This window comes from Buttiauxella gaviniae ATCC 51604 (assembly GCF_001654835.1).
In the GTDB taxonomy this organism is placed as follows: domain Bacteria; phylum Pseudomonadota; class Gammaproteobacteria; order Enterobacterales; family Enterobacteriaceae; genus Buttiauxella; species Buttiauxella gaviniae.
The window spans coordinates 480225-493486 of sequence record NZ_LXEP01000031.1 but is presented as its reverse complement, the minus strand read 5'-3'; the positions used below and the strand labels follow the sequence as shown (position 1 = coordinate 493486).

Here is a 13262-nt window from a genome sequence, read left to right as displayed (position 1 = left end):
CCCCATACTTCATGTAAAGCACGATTTTGTTCGTTCGCCTGATTAATCACCAATTCGGTATTGTTTGGGCAAAACTCCAACAATTTGATTGGTTTAATAGCAGAAATCATTGTGGGTTTAGCCGCCCACAATGAAATGCGCCCTAGTGTTTTTTGATAAACATATCTTTGGTGTAGTAGAAACCAAGATTATTTGGCGCGTATCCACCAACATAAGGTTTCACTAACTGGACTAAAACATAGTGATAAACGGGAATCGCTGGCACATCTTCCGCCAATTTATCCTCGGCCTGTTGGTAGAACTTGCCGCGCTGGGCAACGTTGTCTGCCTTCGCTGCATTTTTCAGAGCGTCATCAAAAGCAGCATTGCTGTACTTCGAGGTGTTTTCACTATCGCCTGTACGGAAGTTATTCAGGAACGTCGCCGCATCGTCGTAATCAGCAATCCACGCATAGCGCACCACGTCAAAAGTCCCGTTGTGCATGGTATCAAGCATCGTTTTCCATTCCTGATTTTGCAACTTCGCTTCAACACCCAGATTTTTCTTCCACATTGAACTGGCCGCAATCGCAATGCGCTGATGTGATTCAGAGGTGTTGTACAACAGATTAAAACTCAATGGGTGAGACGCATTAAATCCAGCCTCTTCCAGTAGTCTTTTGGCTTCAGTTACACGCTTTTCATGGCTCCAGGACGCATAGTCAGGAGATTTTAGTTCGACACCACCGATGTTTTTCTGACTGATAACCCAGGCAGGGATCTGCCCCTGACCTAATACTTTCTCAGCGATAATGTCTTTATCCAACGCCATATTGAGCGCCCGGCGAACGCGCGGATCATTAAATGGAGCTTTGGTTGTATTGAACTGGTAGTAGTAGGTTGCAAGCTTCGGTGTCACATGGACCTGATCCGGAATAGATTTTTTTAATGAAGCAAACTGTGTCTGTGGGACGGTTAAAACAATATCTATTTCACCTGATTTATAGCGATTGATATCGGCAGTTTCGGAAGCAATGGGTAAGTAAGTCACTTTATTAATAACGGTGTGGCTATCGTCCCAATAGTTTTTGTTACGCACCCCAATGACTTTTTCGTTTACCACCCAATCAGAAAGTGTGTATGGCCCACTACTCACAAAATTCGCGGGCTGTGTCCATTTGTCGCCGAACTTTTCTACGACTGCTTTATCAACAACCACCAGCGAGGTGTGTGCAAGCATCGCGAGGAATGCAGCGGTAGGTTGAGTTAGCGTCACTTGCAGAGTCGAATCATCTAACGCTTTAACGCCTAACGTATCAGGGGATTTTTTCCCTTCCGCAATATCTGCCGCATTTTCAACATGCATATTGCCGAGATAGCTCGCATAAGGTGATCCTATTTTGGGGTCAACCAGACGCTGCCAACTCCAGACTACATCTTCTGCGGTGATCGGCTCTCCATTGGACCATTTAATGTCAGGGCGAAGATGGAAAACCCAAACCGTACTGCTTTTCTGTTCCCATTTTTCAGCAAGCCTTGGTTCAATCGAACCATCGTTGCGTACTTCTACCAAACCTTCAAAAAAGTCACTGATAATACTCGACTCAACACTGCTTTCGACTTTATGAGGATCAAGCGAGGCGGGCTCGCTGCCGTTGTTACGAACTAATTCCTGTTTTGCTGCCAACTCTGTTCCTGCTGGCACATTGGCAGCCCAGGCTCCAGAAATTGCACACGCTACGCCAATAGCGACAAACGATCTGATAATTGTGATGTGGTTATTTGCTTTCATTAAACACGCCTTATTTGAGTTATTAACGACGGTACGGTTAACACTCTTAGCATTCGAAATGATTAAAGCAATAATTTTCAGCCACATATAAGTGAGTTTTATGACAGATATCGAATCTGTGAATTAAATCAGAGCAAGGTAAAGATGGGTAAAAGGGCTTCCTTGCAATAAAGGAGGCTATTATTCTCAGTCACCATATACACCTGTAATAAGAGAGAGTTTCTGAATGGATCGCATAATTACTTCCTCGCGTGACCGTTCGTCACTGCTAAGTACCCACAAGGTACTGCGTAATACCTATTTCTTGCTCAGCCTGACGCTGGCGTTCTCTGCGATTACCGCAACCGCAAGCACCGTGTTGATGCTGCCATCTCCAGGTCTGATTCTGACGCTGGTTGGTATGTATGGTCTGATGTTTTTAACTTACCGTCTGGCTGATAAACCGACGGGTATCCTTGCTGCCTTCGCGTTCACCGGGTTCCTGGGGTACATCCTCGGCCCAATGCTTAATTCCTACATCTCTGCCGGTATGGGCGATGTGATTGGGATGGCATTAGGCGGTACGGCGCTGGTGTTCTTTAGCTGCTCGGCTTATGTGCTTACCACCAAAAAAGACATGTCCTTCCTGGGCGGTATGCTGATGGCAGGCGTAGTCGTGGTGTTGGTGGGTATGGTTGCGAACATCTTCCTGCAACTGCCTGCTCTGCATCTGGCAATCAGCGCGGTATTTATTCTGATCTCTTCTGGCGCGATTTTGTTTGAGACCAGCAATATCATCCGCGGCGGTGAAACCAACTACATCCGCGCAACGGTGAGCTTGTATGTTTCCCTGTACAACATCTTTATCAGCCTGTTGAGCATCCTGGGCTTCGCAAGCCGCGACTAATCGTTGCTTGTTCCCTATCCAAAGCCTCGCTATCGCGGGGCTTTGTTTTTTCTGATACTCCAAAATTTGCTACACTGCCGCCAGTTTGTCTGGAGCAAAGAATAATTATGTTGATGTTTGAAGGCCGAGAAATAGAAACAGATGCCGATGGCTATCTGAAAAACAGCCAGGAGTGGAGTGAGCCGCTTGCCGAAGCAATCGCCGCCAATGAAGGTATTACCCTTGCAGTTGAACACTGGGAAGTAGTGAGATTCGTGCGCGAGTTTTACCTCGAATTTAATACCTCCCCGGCGATTCGTATGTTAGTCAAAGCGATGGCTAACAAATTTGGCGAAGAGAAAGGCAATAGCCGCTATCTGTACCGTTTGTTCCCAAAAGGGCCGGCTAAGCAGGCAACAAAAATTGCTGGCCTGCCAAAACCAGTGAAGTGCATTTAGTAGCGAATACTGAAATCGCTCCATTGGCAATCGGGTTGATGCGGCTCAGTCAGCACTTTATCGACCCGAGCGCTGCGTGGCCCTCCCGCTTTTAGCCACGCGATAAGTTTATCAACCTGCTGCGCTTCGCCGCAGGCTAATATCTCAACGCTACCATCATCCATGTTACGGGCATAACCGGTTAATCCCAGTTTTAACCCTTCACGCTGGGTGCTGTAGCGGAACCCAACCCCCTGAACCAGGCCGTGGACCCAGGCAAGTGTGCATACTGTGGCCATAACTTCCTCCGTTTCGGGTTCTTGCGTTGCATTTAGCCGGTCTAACCCGGAAAATGGCGCCAAATTCTTAGCAAGAAAGCATAGCAAATTATGAGTGTACGTTTAGTGTTAGCGAAACATATAAACCTAACAAAATAATATTGTTTGATTATTCTGCTACAACTGATTCAATACCAGTACCGCCTCACCCAAAGTATCGAATGTGGAAAGTGCATCCTCAGAAACTAAGATTTCATTGTATCTTGCATTATCACTATTCAAACTATAACCTTCGGAAACTATCTGTACTCTCTTATATAGGTAGTTAGTGCCCTTACGCATAACGATCACTTTCCCTTCTCTCAGATTCTTTTGGCTCTGATCTATGATCAAGATGCTACCAACCGTAAATGTAGGCTCCATCACATCGGCATTAACACGAAGAGCAATGAGGTGCTCGGTATTGCCCTGAAAGCTAGGAAAATTCTTCAAGTCCAGTAAAAGGAATTCATCACCTTCATTAAAAGGAACTTTGCATACGTTGCTCTTCCCGGCATCGAGTACAAGGTTATGAGCTACTCCCTTAAATTCCTTGCCCGTAGCCAACCATTCTACTGATACGTTTCCAGCTTTCGCGAGCAATACAAGATTCTCAAGCGTGGGGCTTGATACAGCCTGAAGATAGTTGTGGAAAGTGCTGTATCCGATACCAGCTCTCTTCGCGAACTCGCGTCCAGAACCAGAAGGAACAATCGATTTCAGCCGCTCACTAAATTGCAAAATGCTTTCTTTTTTGCCAGCCATTTATGCTCCAACACAAGACCAACTAAAGGAACTTAGTTCCTTATTTTGATTTGACATACACCTTATAATGATCAATCATATTCTTAATGTAAGTAACGAGTAATCATTATGAGTATTCATAAACAATTAGAATGTCAGAAAAAGGAGCTAAGTGCCAGTAATGAGAATTGGCATAGAGCCGACATATTGGCTGCTATCAAAAAGAAAGGTGGTTCACTGGCTGAACTATCCAGAACAAACGGGCTACACGAAAGAACGCTATATAACGCACTTGAACGCCACTGGCCTAAGGGTGAGAAAATTATAGCTGAATATATAGGGGTTTCTGCGCATATCATTTGGCCGCAAAGGTATTAGCAACCTTAATATAGTAAGTCATATTAGAAAGGCAAAGCCGCATGATTCAATCACCTCGTAATTATACACAAACCCGAGTTAATGCAGGGGACTGGAAAAATACTGAAGAAAACTTGCCATACATGGGTAAATATCGGGTTGGTAAATTTATATTGGGCAATAACTTCATGCTTCAGTATATGAAATTAATTCACCTTACACCTATTGACATCGATAATGAACAAGATAACACGGCTGGTGAATATACGGTTATGTATATGCAACATCACGGTATTATCGACAAAAACACCCTCACGCAAATGCGCGAGATGGTGAAACAACCCAAGAATGGATTTTCCGTTTACCACGAAAACAATGTAATCACTGGGATATATAAAGATACTAATTATGAATAAGCATACCGATAATGTTAGCTACAACAAGCTATTGAAAGGCACTGGCATATTCATTGTACTGTTTATTGCAATGTGCTGGGTATTAACTAAAACAGAAGAACGTGACCAACAAGTTAAATCACAACAATCTGTAGAAGCACCTGTTGAGGCTGTACCTGCGCCGCCTGTTGAAGATAGTGTACCAGAGGCCGCAGTTTACCGTTACACGCCCAAAGAACTACTTGAGGCATTTGATGCCAACGAACTAAGGATTACGCATAAGCTGAATGGTAACATACTGGCATTACGTGGCAAGATCAGTGATATTGGTTTATCACTTGGCAAACCTGTAATCGGTATATCTATACCTGACACCAGCAAGACCATAAGAGTATTTTTCGATAGTGACATGGTTGATCTTGTTTCCAGGCTGAATGTGGGTGATTACGTATTGGTCGGTAGCCCTGATGTTTCGCTGAACCCATTTGGGACAATACACTTGCGAAATGCATCGTTGTTAAATGACACTGCAAGTAATTAGTCCACTAACATTATATATGGACGTAAGACTATATGAAATTTTCAGAACAAGAATTAGAATTGCTATCTTGGTTTATAGGGAAGCACTGGAATCAGTTTTTCAAGGAAGCAGAAGAGGTTGTATCAATAAGCACCTTACATCGACTAGCTGAAAAGTTGGCGCTTGATCAACACATCGAATAAATATCAAATTATAGACGCTCTATAAGTCAATGCTTACAGGGCGTCGTAGATTTCAATGCATTCAGTACAACTAAGCACTTATATTAATGTTCAGTTCACCATATCAAAACATACAGGCGTAAATTACCTTAGCGAGTCTGCAATTCCTAACCAAATTGCACCCAGCACCGTTGTATTCATCACCACCTACCAGTTTATAGCAGATACGCGCACCGGATACAGTAGCCTAGCCGATAGCTCCACTTAAGGAAGATATTCTAGCGCTAGATAGCCCCAAAAGGTCTATTTCCAGTATCAACAATCGTTCGTTTAACAACACCAGCTATACATATTGATTTCGGTATCATCAAAATACCCAATTGACTTTATGCAACCACAGATCAATGATGATACCGTTAGTTGATACCATAAGTTAAACGAGGAACATATGAGCCGAATATTCGCATACTGCCGTGTATCCACCACTGAGCAGACAATAGAAAACCAAATCACGGCAATTCGCAAAGCTGGATATGAAGTGGATCAGGATCGTGTTATATCGGAAGTCGTTTCTGGTGGTGTTCCTGCGATGAGTCGCAAAGCGTTTGCGAATATGGTGAATCACTCGATAGAAAAAAATGATGTTCTGGTCGTCCTCAAACTGGATCGTCTTGGACGTGACAACATCGATGTACAGCAAACCATTACCATGCTAATGAAACGTAACGTAAAAGTTATTTCATTGGATTTACCCACTAACGACCTGACCAGTGCCGAAGGTAAGTTGATGCTGCAAATGTTCTCTGCATTTGCTGAATTTGAAAAGTCCCGCATTATTGAGCGAACAAAGGAAGGGCTGGCAAGAGCCAAACAGCAAGGTGTTCGGTTGGGTCGCCCGGTTGCAACAGAAACACGTAAAATCGTTCGGGAAGCGCAACAACAAGGGTTAAGCCAGTCCCAAGCATCAAAGCAACTTGGTTTAAGTATTGCGACAGTAAAGCGTCACTGGAAACCCGTTAAAGTTCAGGCCAACTCACTGGAATGTGATGCGTAATAAACGCCGCATGATGCCAGTCCATTCAGTCCATATTGGTTTCATTGTGATTCATATTGCAGCATGACATTAAAACCTTCAGATTTAAGGCCCATGTAATGCAGTATGGGTGGTGTTCTCTCGAAATACGTAGTGATGCATTGATTTTCATTAAAATAGCGCACAGAGCGTTACACGAAGAATTTAAAAAGGTAAGATCGGGCGCAGCCCGACCATCGGAGCGTAGCGAAGATGGGCAATAACGATCAGTACGAAGGGCATTAAGGGGTATTAGTATAATATATGTTTATATATAGCGAAAACTCCCCTTTTTGGTATATTTTTTAATCACACGTAAACTAAGCATGTTAATTGTCACTTGTTCGCGATGCTCACTACGTGATCGGGCTACGCCCGTGTTTTAACTATATCGATTTTAAGATGTGTGAACACTAAAAAACATCAATTCCTATCACCTCTCTTTACAATGACGCATCATCTGTCTTACAAGATTGTTTTCTTGTAGAAAATAACTCTTGTATTCACAATAATTTTACATTAACCGAATTTAACAAATACATGATTGAAGCTGGATGATACTGATACTCGCTCCACGAACTTGAGCGTGAAAATTTTACTCAAAAACCAAACAAGAATAAATCGTAGAGCAACATTATCATTGAGTGTAATCTATTGAGCGTGATTAAATTTCCTTTCGCCCCCCTAGATTCATTGACGGCATATTCATCTACGAATTATTATTATCGTAATCTCATTAAGGGTGATGACATGGAAATTTTCTGGATTGTTGCAGGGGTGGTAGTTGTAGTCATATATGTGATCAATCAAAATAAATCCAAGACCAATGATCGAACCGTCATCAGACAAACTGACACCTACAAGACTGAAACAGGCGAAATCAGGGTTGAACGAACAAAAGTTGTTGATAATTCACAAACAACATTTCACCCACCGCAACAGACTCAAGTCACGCCTGGAGATGCCTATCAAAATGCCACGTCTAAAATCGAAAATTTTCGCCAGTCAATAGTGCCAGTTACCAAAAAAACCAGCGGAACTGACCAAGGCGTAACGTCAGTACGTAAACCGGAAATAAGTGCCCCAGTTCTTCCTATCGAGCAAGAAAGCGAAGAACAATTCAAACAGTGCACTCGATGCAGGATTATGTTGCCATTCAGTAAATTTAGTAAATCGGGCAAACATTCTGACGGTATAACTATATGGTGCACTGACTGCTTACGTGGAGATAAAAATACCAGACACATGAAATGGTGCCCTAAGTGCAAAATACGAAGAAAACGAACCAGTTATTATCCCAGCACTGAAAACGCCGATAAGCTTATGGCATGGTGCAAAACATGCGTAGATGCACGTAAAGTCAGATAGAAAATATAAAATTATTGAAAAGTAACATCACAACTTTAAGTGTGACGTAATTTTATCCAGCGGAAATCTGCACGGGTTCAAAAACCTATCGACGTTCCGCGATGATGTAACGAGCGTAGCCATGTTTTTTCCTATCCTGAAATGCAACACATGGCAAAGAGTCACGTATTCAACCGTAATCGTTTTTTGCACGCATTTTGTGTAAGTTAAACATTCATCGTGCGGTATACACAAGGTTGTCGCAGATATGGGTTAATATCTCGAAATTATAATATGATAAAAGCGTTATGCAGCAAATTTCAATACGGGTTGCTTCATCATTGCACCATATAACCTGGAACCATCAAAACGCTTTGTTTTGTCACCCCATGAATACTTTCCTCTTTCTTTCGCCAGGTATGAAACTCTGTAAACAAAATCATGCAAAACTACATCGTCATATCTGCTGATCATATAAGCTGGCTTTTCAGGCAAGTGTGAACCACCTTGACCATTTGTCAATTCAGACCATATATCATTTATTGTCTTGAACATTCCGTAATCACGGTGGCCTGAGCCTTTAACCTGATTGCCAGGCACTGCAATCCAAAGATGATAATGTGCATGCTTTGCTTTTTCTATTTCCCCAACCCAACCGTATGCGAAATTTTTGATAGGTTGGTGATCCCACTTTTTCGCTTTGAACTTATCTTTAAGTTTCGTGAATAACCTGCTTACCAGTGTATTTGATTCTGCAACAGGTATTCCATCAGGTACATGTAGATCAAATCTGATTGCACATATACGACTATATTTCTGACGCATGGCAAGTATTTCATTGGTGAACTTATCCAAGATATCAGTATTCAAAGGTGACCATTTTTCGTCATCTCTATAGTTGACGTCATATTCAATACCTTCATGAATATAGTTACCAGACTGAATCAGTTTAGACCGACCCTTTTTCTTTGATGATACAAACATAATAACGTTACCCCCAAGGCAACAGACAATAGCGCACCACGCCAAATGAATTCGGCATAATGCAATGATTAAAAAACGCACAATGAAAAGACGCACAATGAAAAGACGCACAATGAAAAGACGGCTAGCTAAAGACCCAACTGATAATGTGTAGACAAGATAATATTTAAAACCCGTAACACGGAGGTGACAAAAGACGCTGGATGGAACAGCACACTGCCAGAAAGCATAAGGGTTTTAAGTAAAGCGAAGGGTTAAGAAAACCAAAATCATCAATCATGAAATGTTGCAATGAAAAGCAACAATATTTATCATATCAAAACACAATGAGTTTTGCAATGTTACCTTGTGCACGTTCTGCTTCGTCTTTGTGGACGGGCATTGCTGCCAGTCCTATGTTCAAATACGTCGCACCCTATATATCAAACAAATCTACTAGCGTTCGTTCTTGCAAAAACCCAGCTATCTTATATTCCGCTTGAATACGTGCATTAAATGCCTCTTTATCGATTAAAATATCGATATGATCATGAAGAACTATACCCTCTGCCCTAAGCCTAGCGGCGTTGTTTATGGTGTGGTAGTCCACATAGACGAATTTCTTGTCACAGTAAAAGCGAATTAGATCCCCGTCTTTGAACGTGACATCAAAAAGCTGCCCTTTCGCTTTGGTGGTCGTGCAAATGATAGATAGGGTACTAGCCTGAATTTTTTGTTTGATTTCCAACCGCTCAAGATTGCTAACATCTTTATAATTTTCTGGTACCGCATCCCAGCTTACGGAAGTGTCAACCTCAGCATTTTTGATTAGTTCAACGTTCAACTGACGTTGAAGTTCTTCGATTTTCTTTTCGATTTCAACAAGCATTACGTTCAAACCGTTCGGGGCATTATCCTCAAGCAGCATATCCATACCACGTTTGTGCTTCTTCTGCGCATCGTTAAGCATTGCTTGTATGGCGCTTATATTTGAGGTGTGTTGCTTCACATCTTTAAAGATTTTATCGGCACATATCTGAACAATCGCATTTTCGATCGCTGCGCCATTAAAGGACTTGGCTCCACAATGCATACGCTTATCCAAAGACTTCATACCATCGCATCGGTAACGAATTTTATCGTACTGATAGAAGGCAACCATAGAAGCACCACATTCGCATTTAAACCGCCTTATACCTGTAAGCAACGGTATGTAGTCTCTTGGTTCGTTTGCCAGCTTTCTATTGATTATGCTTTGCAAACCATAGTATTCCGATTCGGTCATTACCTGCGGGTAGTAATCTTTGAGAATATGCTCAACACCATCTACACGAATTGATTTTTCCCCCATGAGGGTTCTGGACTGAAGGAAATTGCATACAAGCTTGGGCGACCACATATCCTTGAAATGCTTTCTCTTTGCCGTTCCTTTCGGTGGAGTGTAATTTTCATTGAGGTACTTCGCTATTCGCATGTATCCCCACCCCTTCAAACGCATCGAAACTATCACTTTCGCTATTGGGAAATAATATTCATGCGGCTTCACAGTTCCATCAGAAACGTCAGACCAAAACACATTCGCGCCAGAACTACGAATCGCGAATGGATACCCGCTTGCATCCCGTTCACCTGCTTTGAATTTATCGACTTTTAATTGTGCTGCTGACTTCTGGCGTTTAGACTTGACCATGCTTTCTTGGTTTGCCCTCGAAAAGGTCATGATAGAAAGCATCAATTCCATCGGGTTATCCGTAACACTTGCCTTGGTGTAGATTCGGTTATCCATACCCGTATAGATGGTGATACCTAATTCGAGCAATTCCATGAAAAGCCTTTGGGCCTTTAGAATTTCATCACGACTTATACGGTCTAAGCTTTCAACGGTAAGCCACGAATCGTTGGCAATCTCTCCAGCTTTAACAGCTTCGATAAATGCGCCCAAATTACCATGCTCAAGATGCTTTGATTTGAACGCTGATAGACCTGCATCGATGATTTCAACAAGCTCAAGATCATTCTCATGTGCTACTCTACGCGCCGTTTCAAGCTGGCGTTGAAGTGATGAGCCTTTAGCCTGTTTATCACTCGACCAGCGTATATAACTGTATAGTTTGCGTTTTTCCATGGGAGCGCCTAATGAGTAGTTCAGAACAAAGCCAAAAATCAGATTTTACAAGGTTTCCCCGTTTAGTGTTAACCAAAGGGCGCGAAAAATCGTTATTGCGCCGTCATCCGTGGGTGTTTTCTGGTGCTGTTGCACGCATGGAAGGCAAAGCCAATCTCGGTGAAACAATTGATGTTGTCGACAGCAATGGCAAATGGCTGGCACGCGCCGCTTATTCACCATCTTCGCAAATTCGTGCACGCGTCTGGACTTTCGATGCTAATGAAAGCATCGACATTGATTTCTTCACTCGTCGTTTGCAGCAGGCACAGTTCTGGCGTGAATGGCTCGCGGCTCGTGACGGACTGGATAGTTATCGTCTGATTGCTGGCGAATCTGATGGTTTGCCAGGTGTGACGATTGACCGCTTCGGCAACTTCCTTGTGCTGCAATTACTTTCCGCTGGCGCGGAATATCAACGCCCTGCGCTGATTGCTGCTTTGCAAAATCTCTATCCAGAATGCGCTATTTACGACCGTTCCGATGTTGCGGTGCGTAAGAAAGAAGGAATGGAACTGACGCAAGGTCCAGTAAGCGGTGAACTCCCACCTGATTTGTTGCCAATCGAAGAGCACGGCATGAAGTTGCTGGTCGATATTAAAGGCGGCCATAAAACGGGTTACTACCTTGACCAGCGCGATAGCCGCTTTGCAACTCGCCAGTACGTGAAAGATAAGCGCGTGCTGAACTGCTTCTCTTACACCGGCGGTTTTGCAGTTTCCGCATTAATGGGTGGCTGCAGCCAGGTTGTCAGTGTTGATACATCTCAGGATGCATTAGATGTTGCGAAGCAAAACGTTGAGCTGAACAAACTCGACCTGAGCAAAGCTGAATTCGTGCGTGATGATGTATTCAAACTGCTGCGCAAATACCGCGATCAGGGTGAGAAGTTCGACGTTATCATTATGGATCCACCAAAATTCGTCGAGAATAAGAACCAGCTGATGGGTGCCTGCCGTGGCTACAAAGATATCAATATGCTGGCAATTCAGCTGTTGAATCCGGGTGGCATTCTGATGACGTTCTCATGTTCTGGTTTAATGACGACAGATTTATTCCAGAAAATCATCGCTGATGCCGCCGTAGATGCCGGGCGTGATGTACAATTTATAGAGCAGTTCCGTCAGGCCGCCGATCACCCAGTGATCGCCACCTACCCGGAAGGGCTGTATCTGAAAGGGTTTGCCTGTCGCATCATGTAACTTGAATTACAAAAACTTGCCCGCACATTAATGGCAGGTAATGTTTCTCAGGAGGTGACTATGATTGCCAGCAAATTCGGCATAGGCCAGCAAGTACGACACTCTTTATTGGGTTATCTTGGGGTAGTGGTCGATATCGACCCGGAATATTCTCTGGATGAACCGGCAGAAGATGAACTGGCCGACAATGATGTCCTCCGTAGTGCCCCCTGGTATCATGTAGTGATGGAAGATGATGATGGCCAGGCCGTGCACACCTATCTTGCTGAAGCCCAGTTAAGTGGGGAGTCACAAGACGAGCATCCCGAACAACCGTCGATGGATGAATTGGCGGCTTCGATACGGCAACAGCTTCAGGCACCTCGCCTGCGTAATTAGCAAAAACCCCGCAATCGCGGGGTTTTTATTATTTAGCCAGACCTAGTCTCGGGATTTCAATCGCCGGGCATTTATCCATCACCACGTTTAAACCGGCATCTTGTGCAAGGACAGCAGCTTGCTCATTAATCACGCCTAACTGCATCCATAACGTTTTGGCGCCAATGGCTATCGCTTCGCGTGCTACTTCCCATGCTGCTTCCGAATTTCTGAACACGTCGACCATATCAACTTTCTTAGGGATTTCCGCAAGTGAGCCATAACCTTGCTGCCCTAGCAGGGTTTTACCCGCCACTTTTGGGGACACCGGGATCACTTCATATCCTTGATCGAGCAAATACGCCATCACCCGATAGCTTGGGCGATCTGGCTTATCACTGGCACCGACCAGCGCAATTGTTCGGGTATCTTTTAGAATAGTTTCGATATCAGCCTGTTTCATCACTCTCTCCGCTGGGACTCAGTAATCAAAAGTGTATGCCATCCGTTACTGTCTCACCATCTTTCCCATACGCAGGTAGTAGAGCAATTATTGGGAATATGTCTAT

General features: G+C 43.6%; 16 protein-coding genes. 10 read left to right on the top strand and 6 right to left on the bottom strand.

Annotated features, from left to right (window positions below; translation table 11 throughout):
* Positions 1-142: 142 nt before the first annotated feature.
* On the bottom strand, positions 143-1771 hold the full coding sequence (locus M977_RS18065; RefSeq protein WP_064517639.1) for an ABC transporter substrate-binding protein: 1629 nt from the start codon (positions 1769-1771) through the stop codon (positions 143-145).
* 226 nt (positions 1772-1997) lie between these two features.
* Between M977_RS18065 and yccA the strand changes: the two genes are divergently transcribed.
* Together yccA and tusE are read left to right on the top strand one after the other, a co-directional pair.
* On the top strand, positions 1998-2657 hold the full coding sequence (gene yccA, locus M977_RS18060; protein WP_034456301.1) for an FtsH protease modulator YccA: 660 nt from the start codon (positions 1998-2000) through the stop codon (positions 2655-2657).
* Between the two features lie 107 nt (positions 2658-2764).
* Positions 2765-3094 carry a sulfurtransferase TusE gene (gene tusE, locus M977_RS18055; RefSeq protein ID WP_064517637.1) on the top strand — a complete coding sequence of 110 codons (330 nt, stop codon included), beginning with the start codon at positions 2765-2767 and terminating at the stop codon, positions 3092-3094.
* Here the strand turns inward: tusE and yccX are convergent.
* Positions 3091-3372 carry an acylphosphatase gene (gene yccX / locus M977_RS18050; RefSeq protein ID WP_064517635.1) on the bottom strand — a complete coding sequence of 94 codons (282 nt, stop codon included), beginning with the start codon at positions 3370-3372 and terminating at the stop codon, positions 3091-3093. The genes tusE and yccX overlap by 4 nt on opposite strands.
* A 156-nt stretch (positions 3373-3528) precedes the next feature.
* Positions 3529-4155, bottom strand: a complete 627-nt coding sequence (locus tag M977_RS18045; protein ID WP_064517633.1) for an XRE family transcriptional regulator — start codon at positions 4153-4155, stop codon at positions 3529-3531.
* Between the two features lie 108 nt (positions 4156-4263).
* On the opposite strand from M977_RS18045, the gene M977_RS18040 reads away from it, so the two are divergent.
* The 6 genes from M977_RS18040 (at position 4264) to M977_RS18020 (ending at position 8028) form a co-directional block, all read left to right on the top strand.
* A complete protein-coding gene (locus M977_RS18040; protein WP_064517632.1) occupies positions 4264-4512 on the top strand; it encodes a helix-turn-helix domain-containing protein in 249 nt (82 codons plus the stop codon).
* Between the two features lie 41 nt (positions 4513-4553).
* A complete protein-coding gene (locus tag M977_RS18035; protein WP_064517630.1) occupies positions 4554-4907 on the top strand; it encodes a hypothetical protein in 354 nt (117 codons plus the stop codon).
* Positions 4900-5427 (top strand): hypothetical protein, encoded by a 528-nt coding sequence (locus M977_RS18030; RefSeq protein WP_064517628.1) that lies wholly within the window; start codon positions 4900-4902, stop codon positions 5425-5427. The genes M977_RS18035 and M977_RS18030 overlap by 8 nt, the downstream gene beginning before the upstream one ends.
* 32 nt (positions 5428-5459) lie before the next feature.
* A complete protein-coding gene (locus M977_RS25290; RefSeq protein ID WP_157092087.1) occupies positions 5460-5609 on the top strand; it encodes a hypothetical protein in 150 nt (49 codons plus the stop codon).
* Positions 5610-6036: 427 nt separating this feature from the next.
* Complete coding sequence (locus M977_RS18025; protein ID WP_064517626.1) at positions 6037-6642, top strand: recombinase family protein; 606 nt, start codon at positions 6037-6039, stop codon at positions 6640-6642.
* A 768-nt stretch (positions 6643-7410) separates the two neighbouring features.
* On the top strand, positions 7411-8028 hold the full coding sequence (locus M977_RS18020) for a hypothetical protein (protein ID WP_064517624.1): 618 nt from the start codon (positions 7411-7413) through the stop codon (positions 8026-8028).
* A gap of 285 nt (positions 8029-8313) precedes the next feature.
* On the opposite strand, the gene M977_RS18015 is transcribed toward M977_RS18020, so the two are convergent.
* Positions 8314-8991 carry a YagK/YfjJ domain-containing protein gene (locus M977_RS18015; protein ID WP_064517622.1) on the bottom strand — a complete coding sequence of 226 codons (678 nt, stop codon included), beginning with the start codon at positions 8989-8991 and terminating at the stop codon, positions 8314-8316.
* A 415-nt stretch (positions 8992-9406) separates the two neighbouring features.
* The gene (locus tag M977_RS18010; RefSeq protein ID WP_064517620.1) at positions 9407-11095 is read right to left on the bottom strand and encodes a recombinase family protein; all 1689 of its coding nucleotides are present in this window, start codon (positions 11093-11095) and stop codon (positions 9407-9409) included.
* Between the two features lie 11 nt (positions 11096-11106).
* Between M977_RS18010 and rlmI the strand changes: the two genes are divergently transcribed.
* Positions 11107-12336, top strand: coding sequence for a 23S rRNA (cytosine(1962)-C(5))-methyltransferase RlmI (rlmI, locus tag M977_RS18005; RefSeq protein ID WP_064517618.1), 1230 nt, complete (start codon positions 11107-11109; stop codon positions 12334-12336).
* 60 nt (positions 12337-12396) lie between these two features.
* On the top strand, positions 12397-12714 hold the full coding sequence (gene hspQ / locus M977_RS18000; RefSeq protein ID WP_064517617.1) for a heat shock protein HspQ: 318 nt from the start codon (positions 12397-12399) through the stop codon (positions 12712-12714).
* A gap of 28 nt (positions 12715-12742) precedes the next feature.
* On the opposite strand, the gene M977_RS17995 is transcribed toward hspQ, so the two are convergent.
* Entirely contained in the window at positions 12743-13156 is a 414-nt protein-coding gene (locus M977_RS17995; RefSeq protein ID WP_064517615.1) for a CoA-binding protein, read from the bottom strand.
* Positions 13157-13262: the final 106 nt, after the last annotated feature.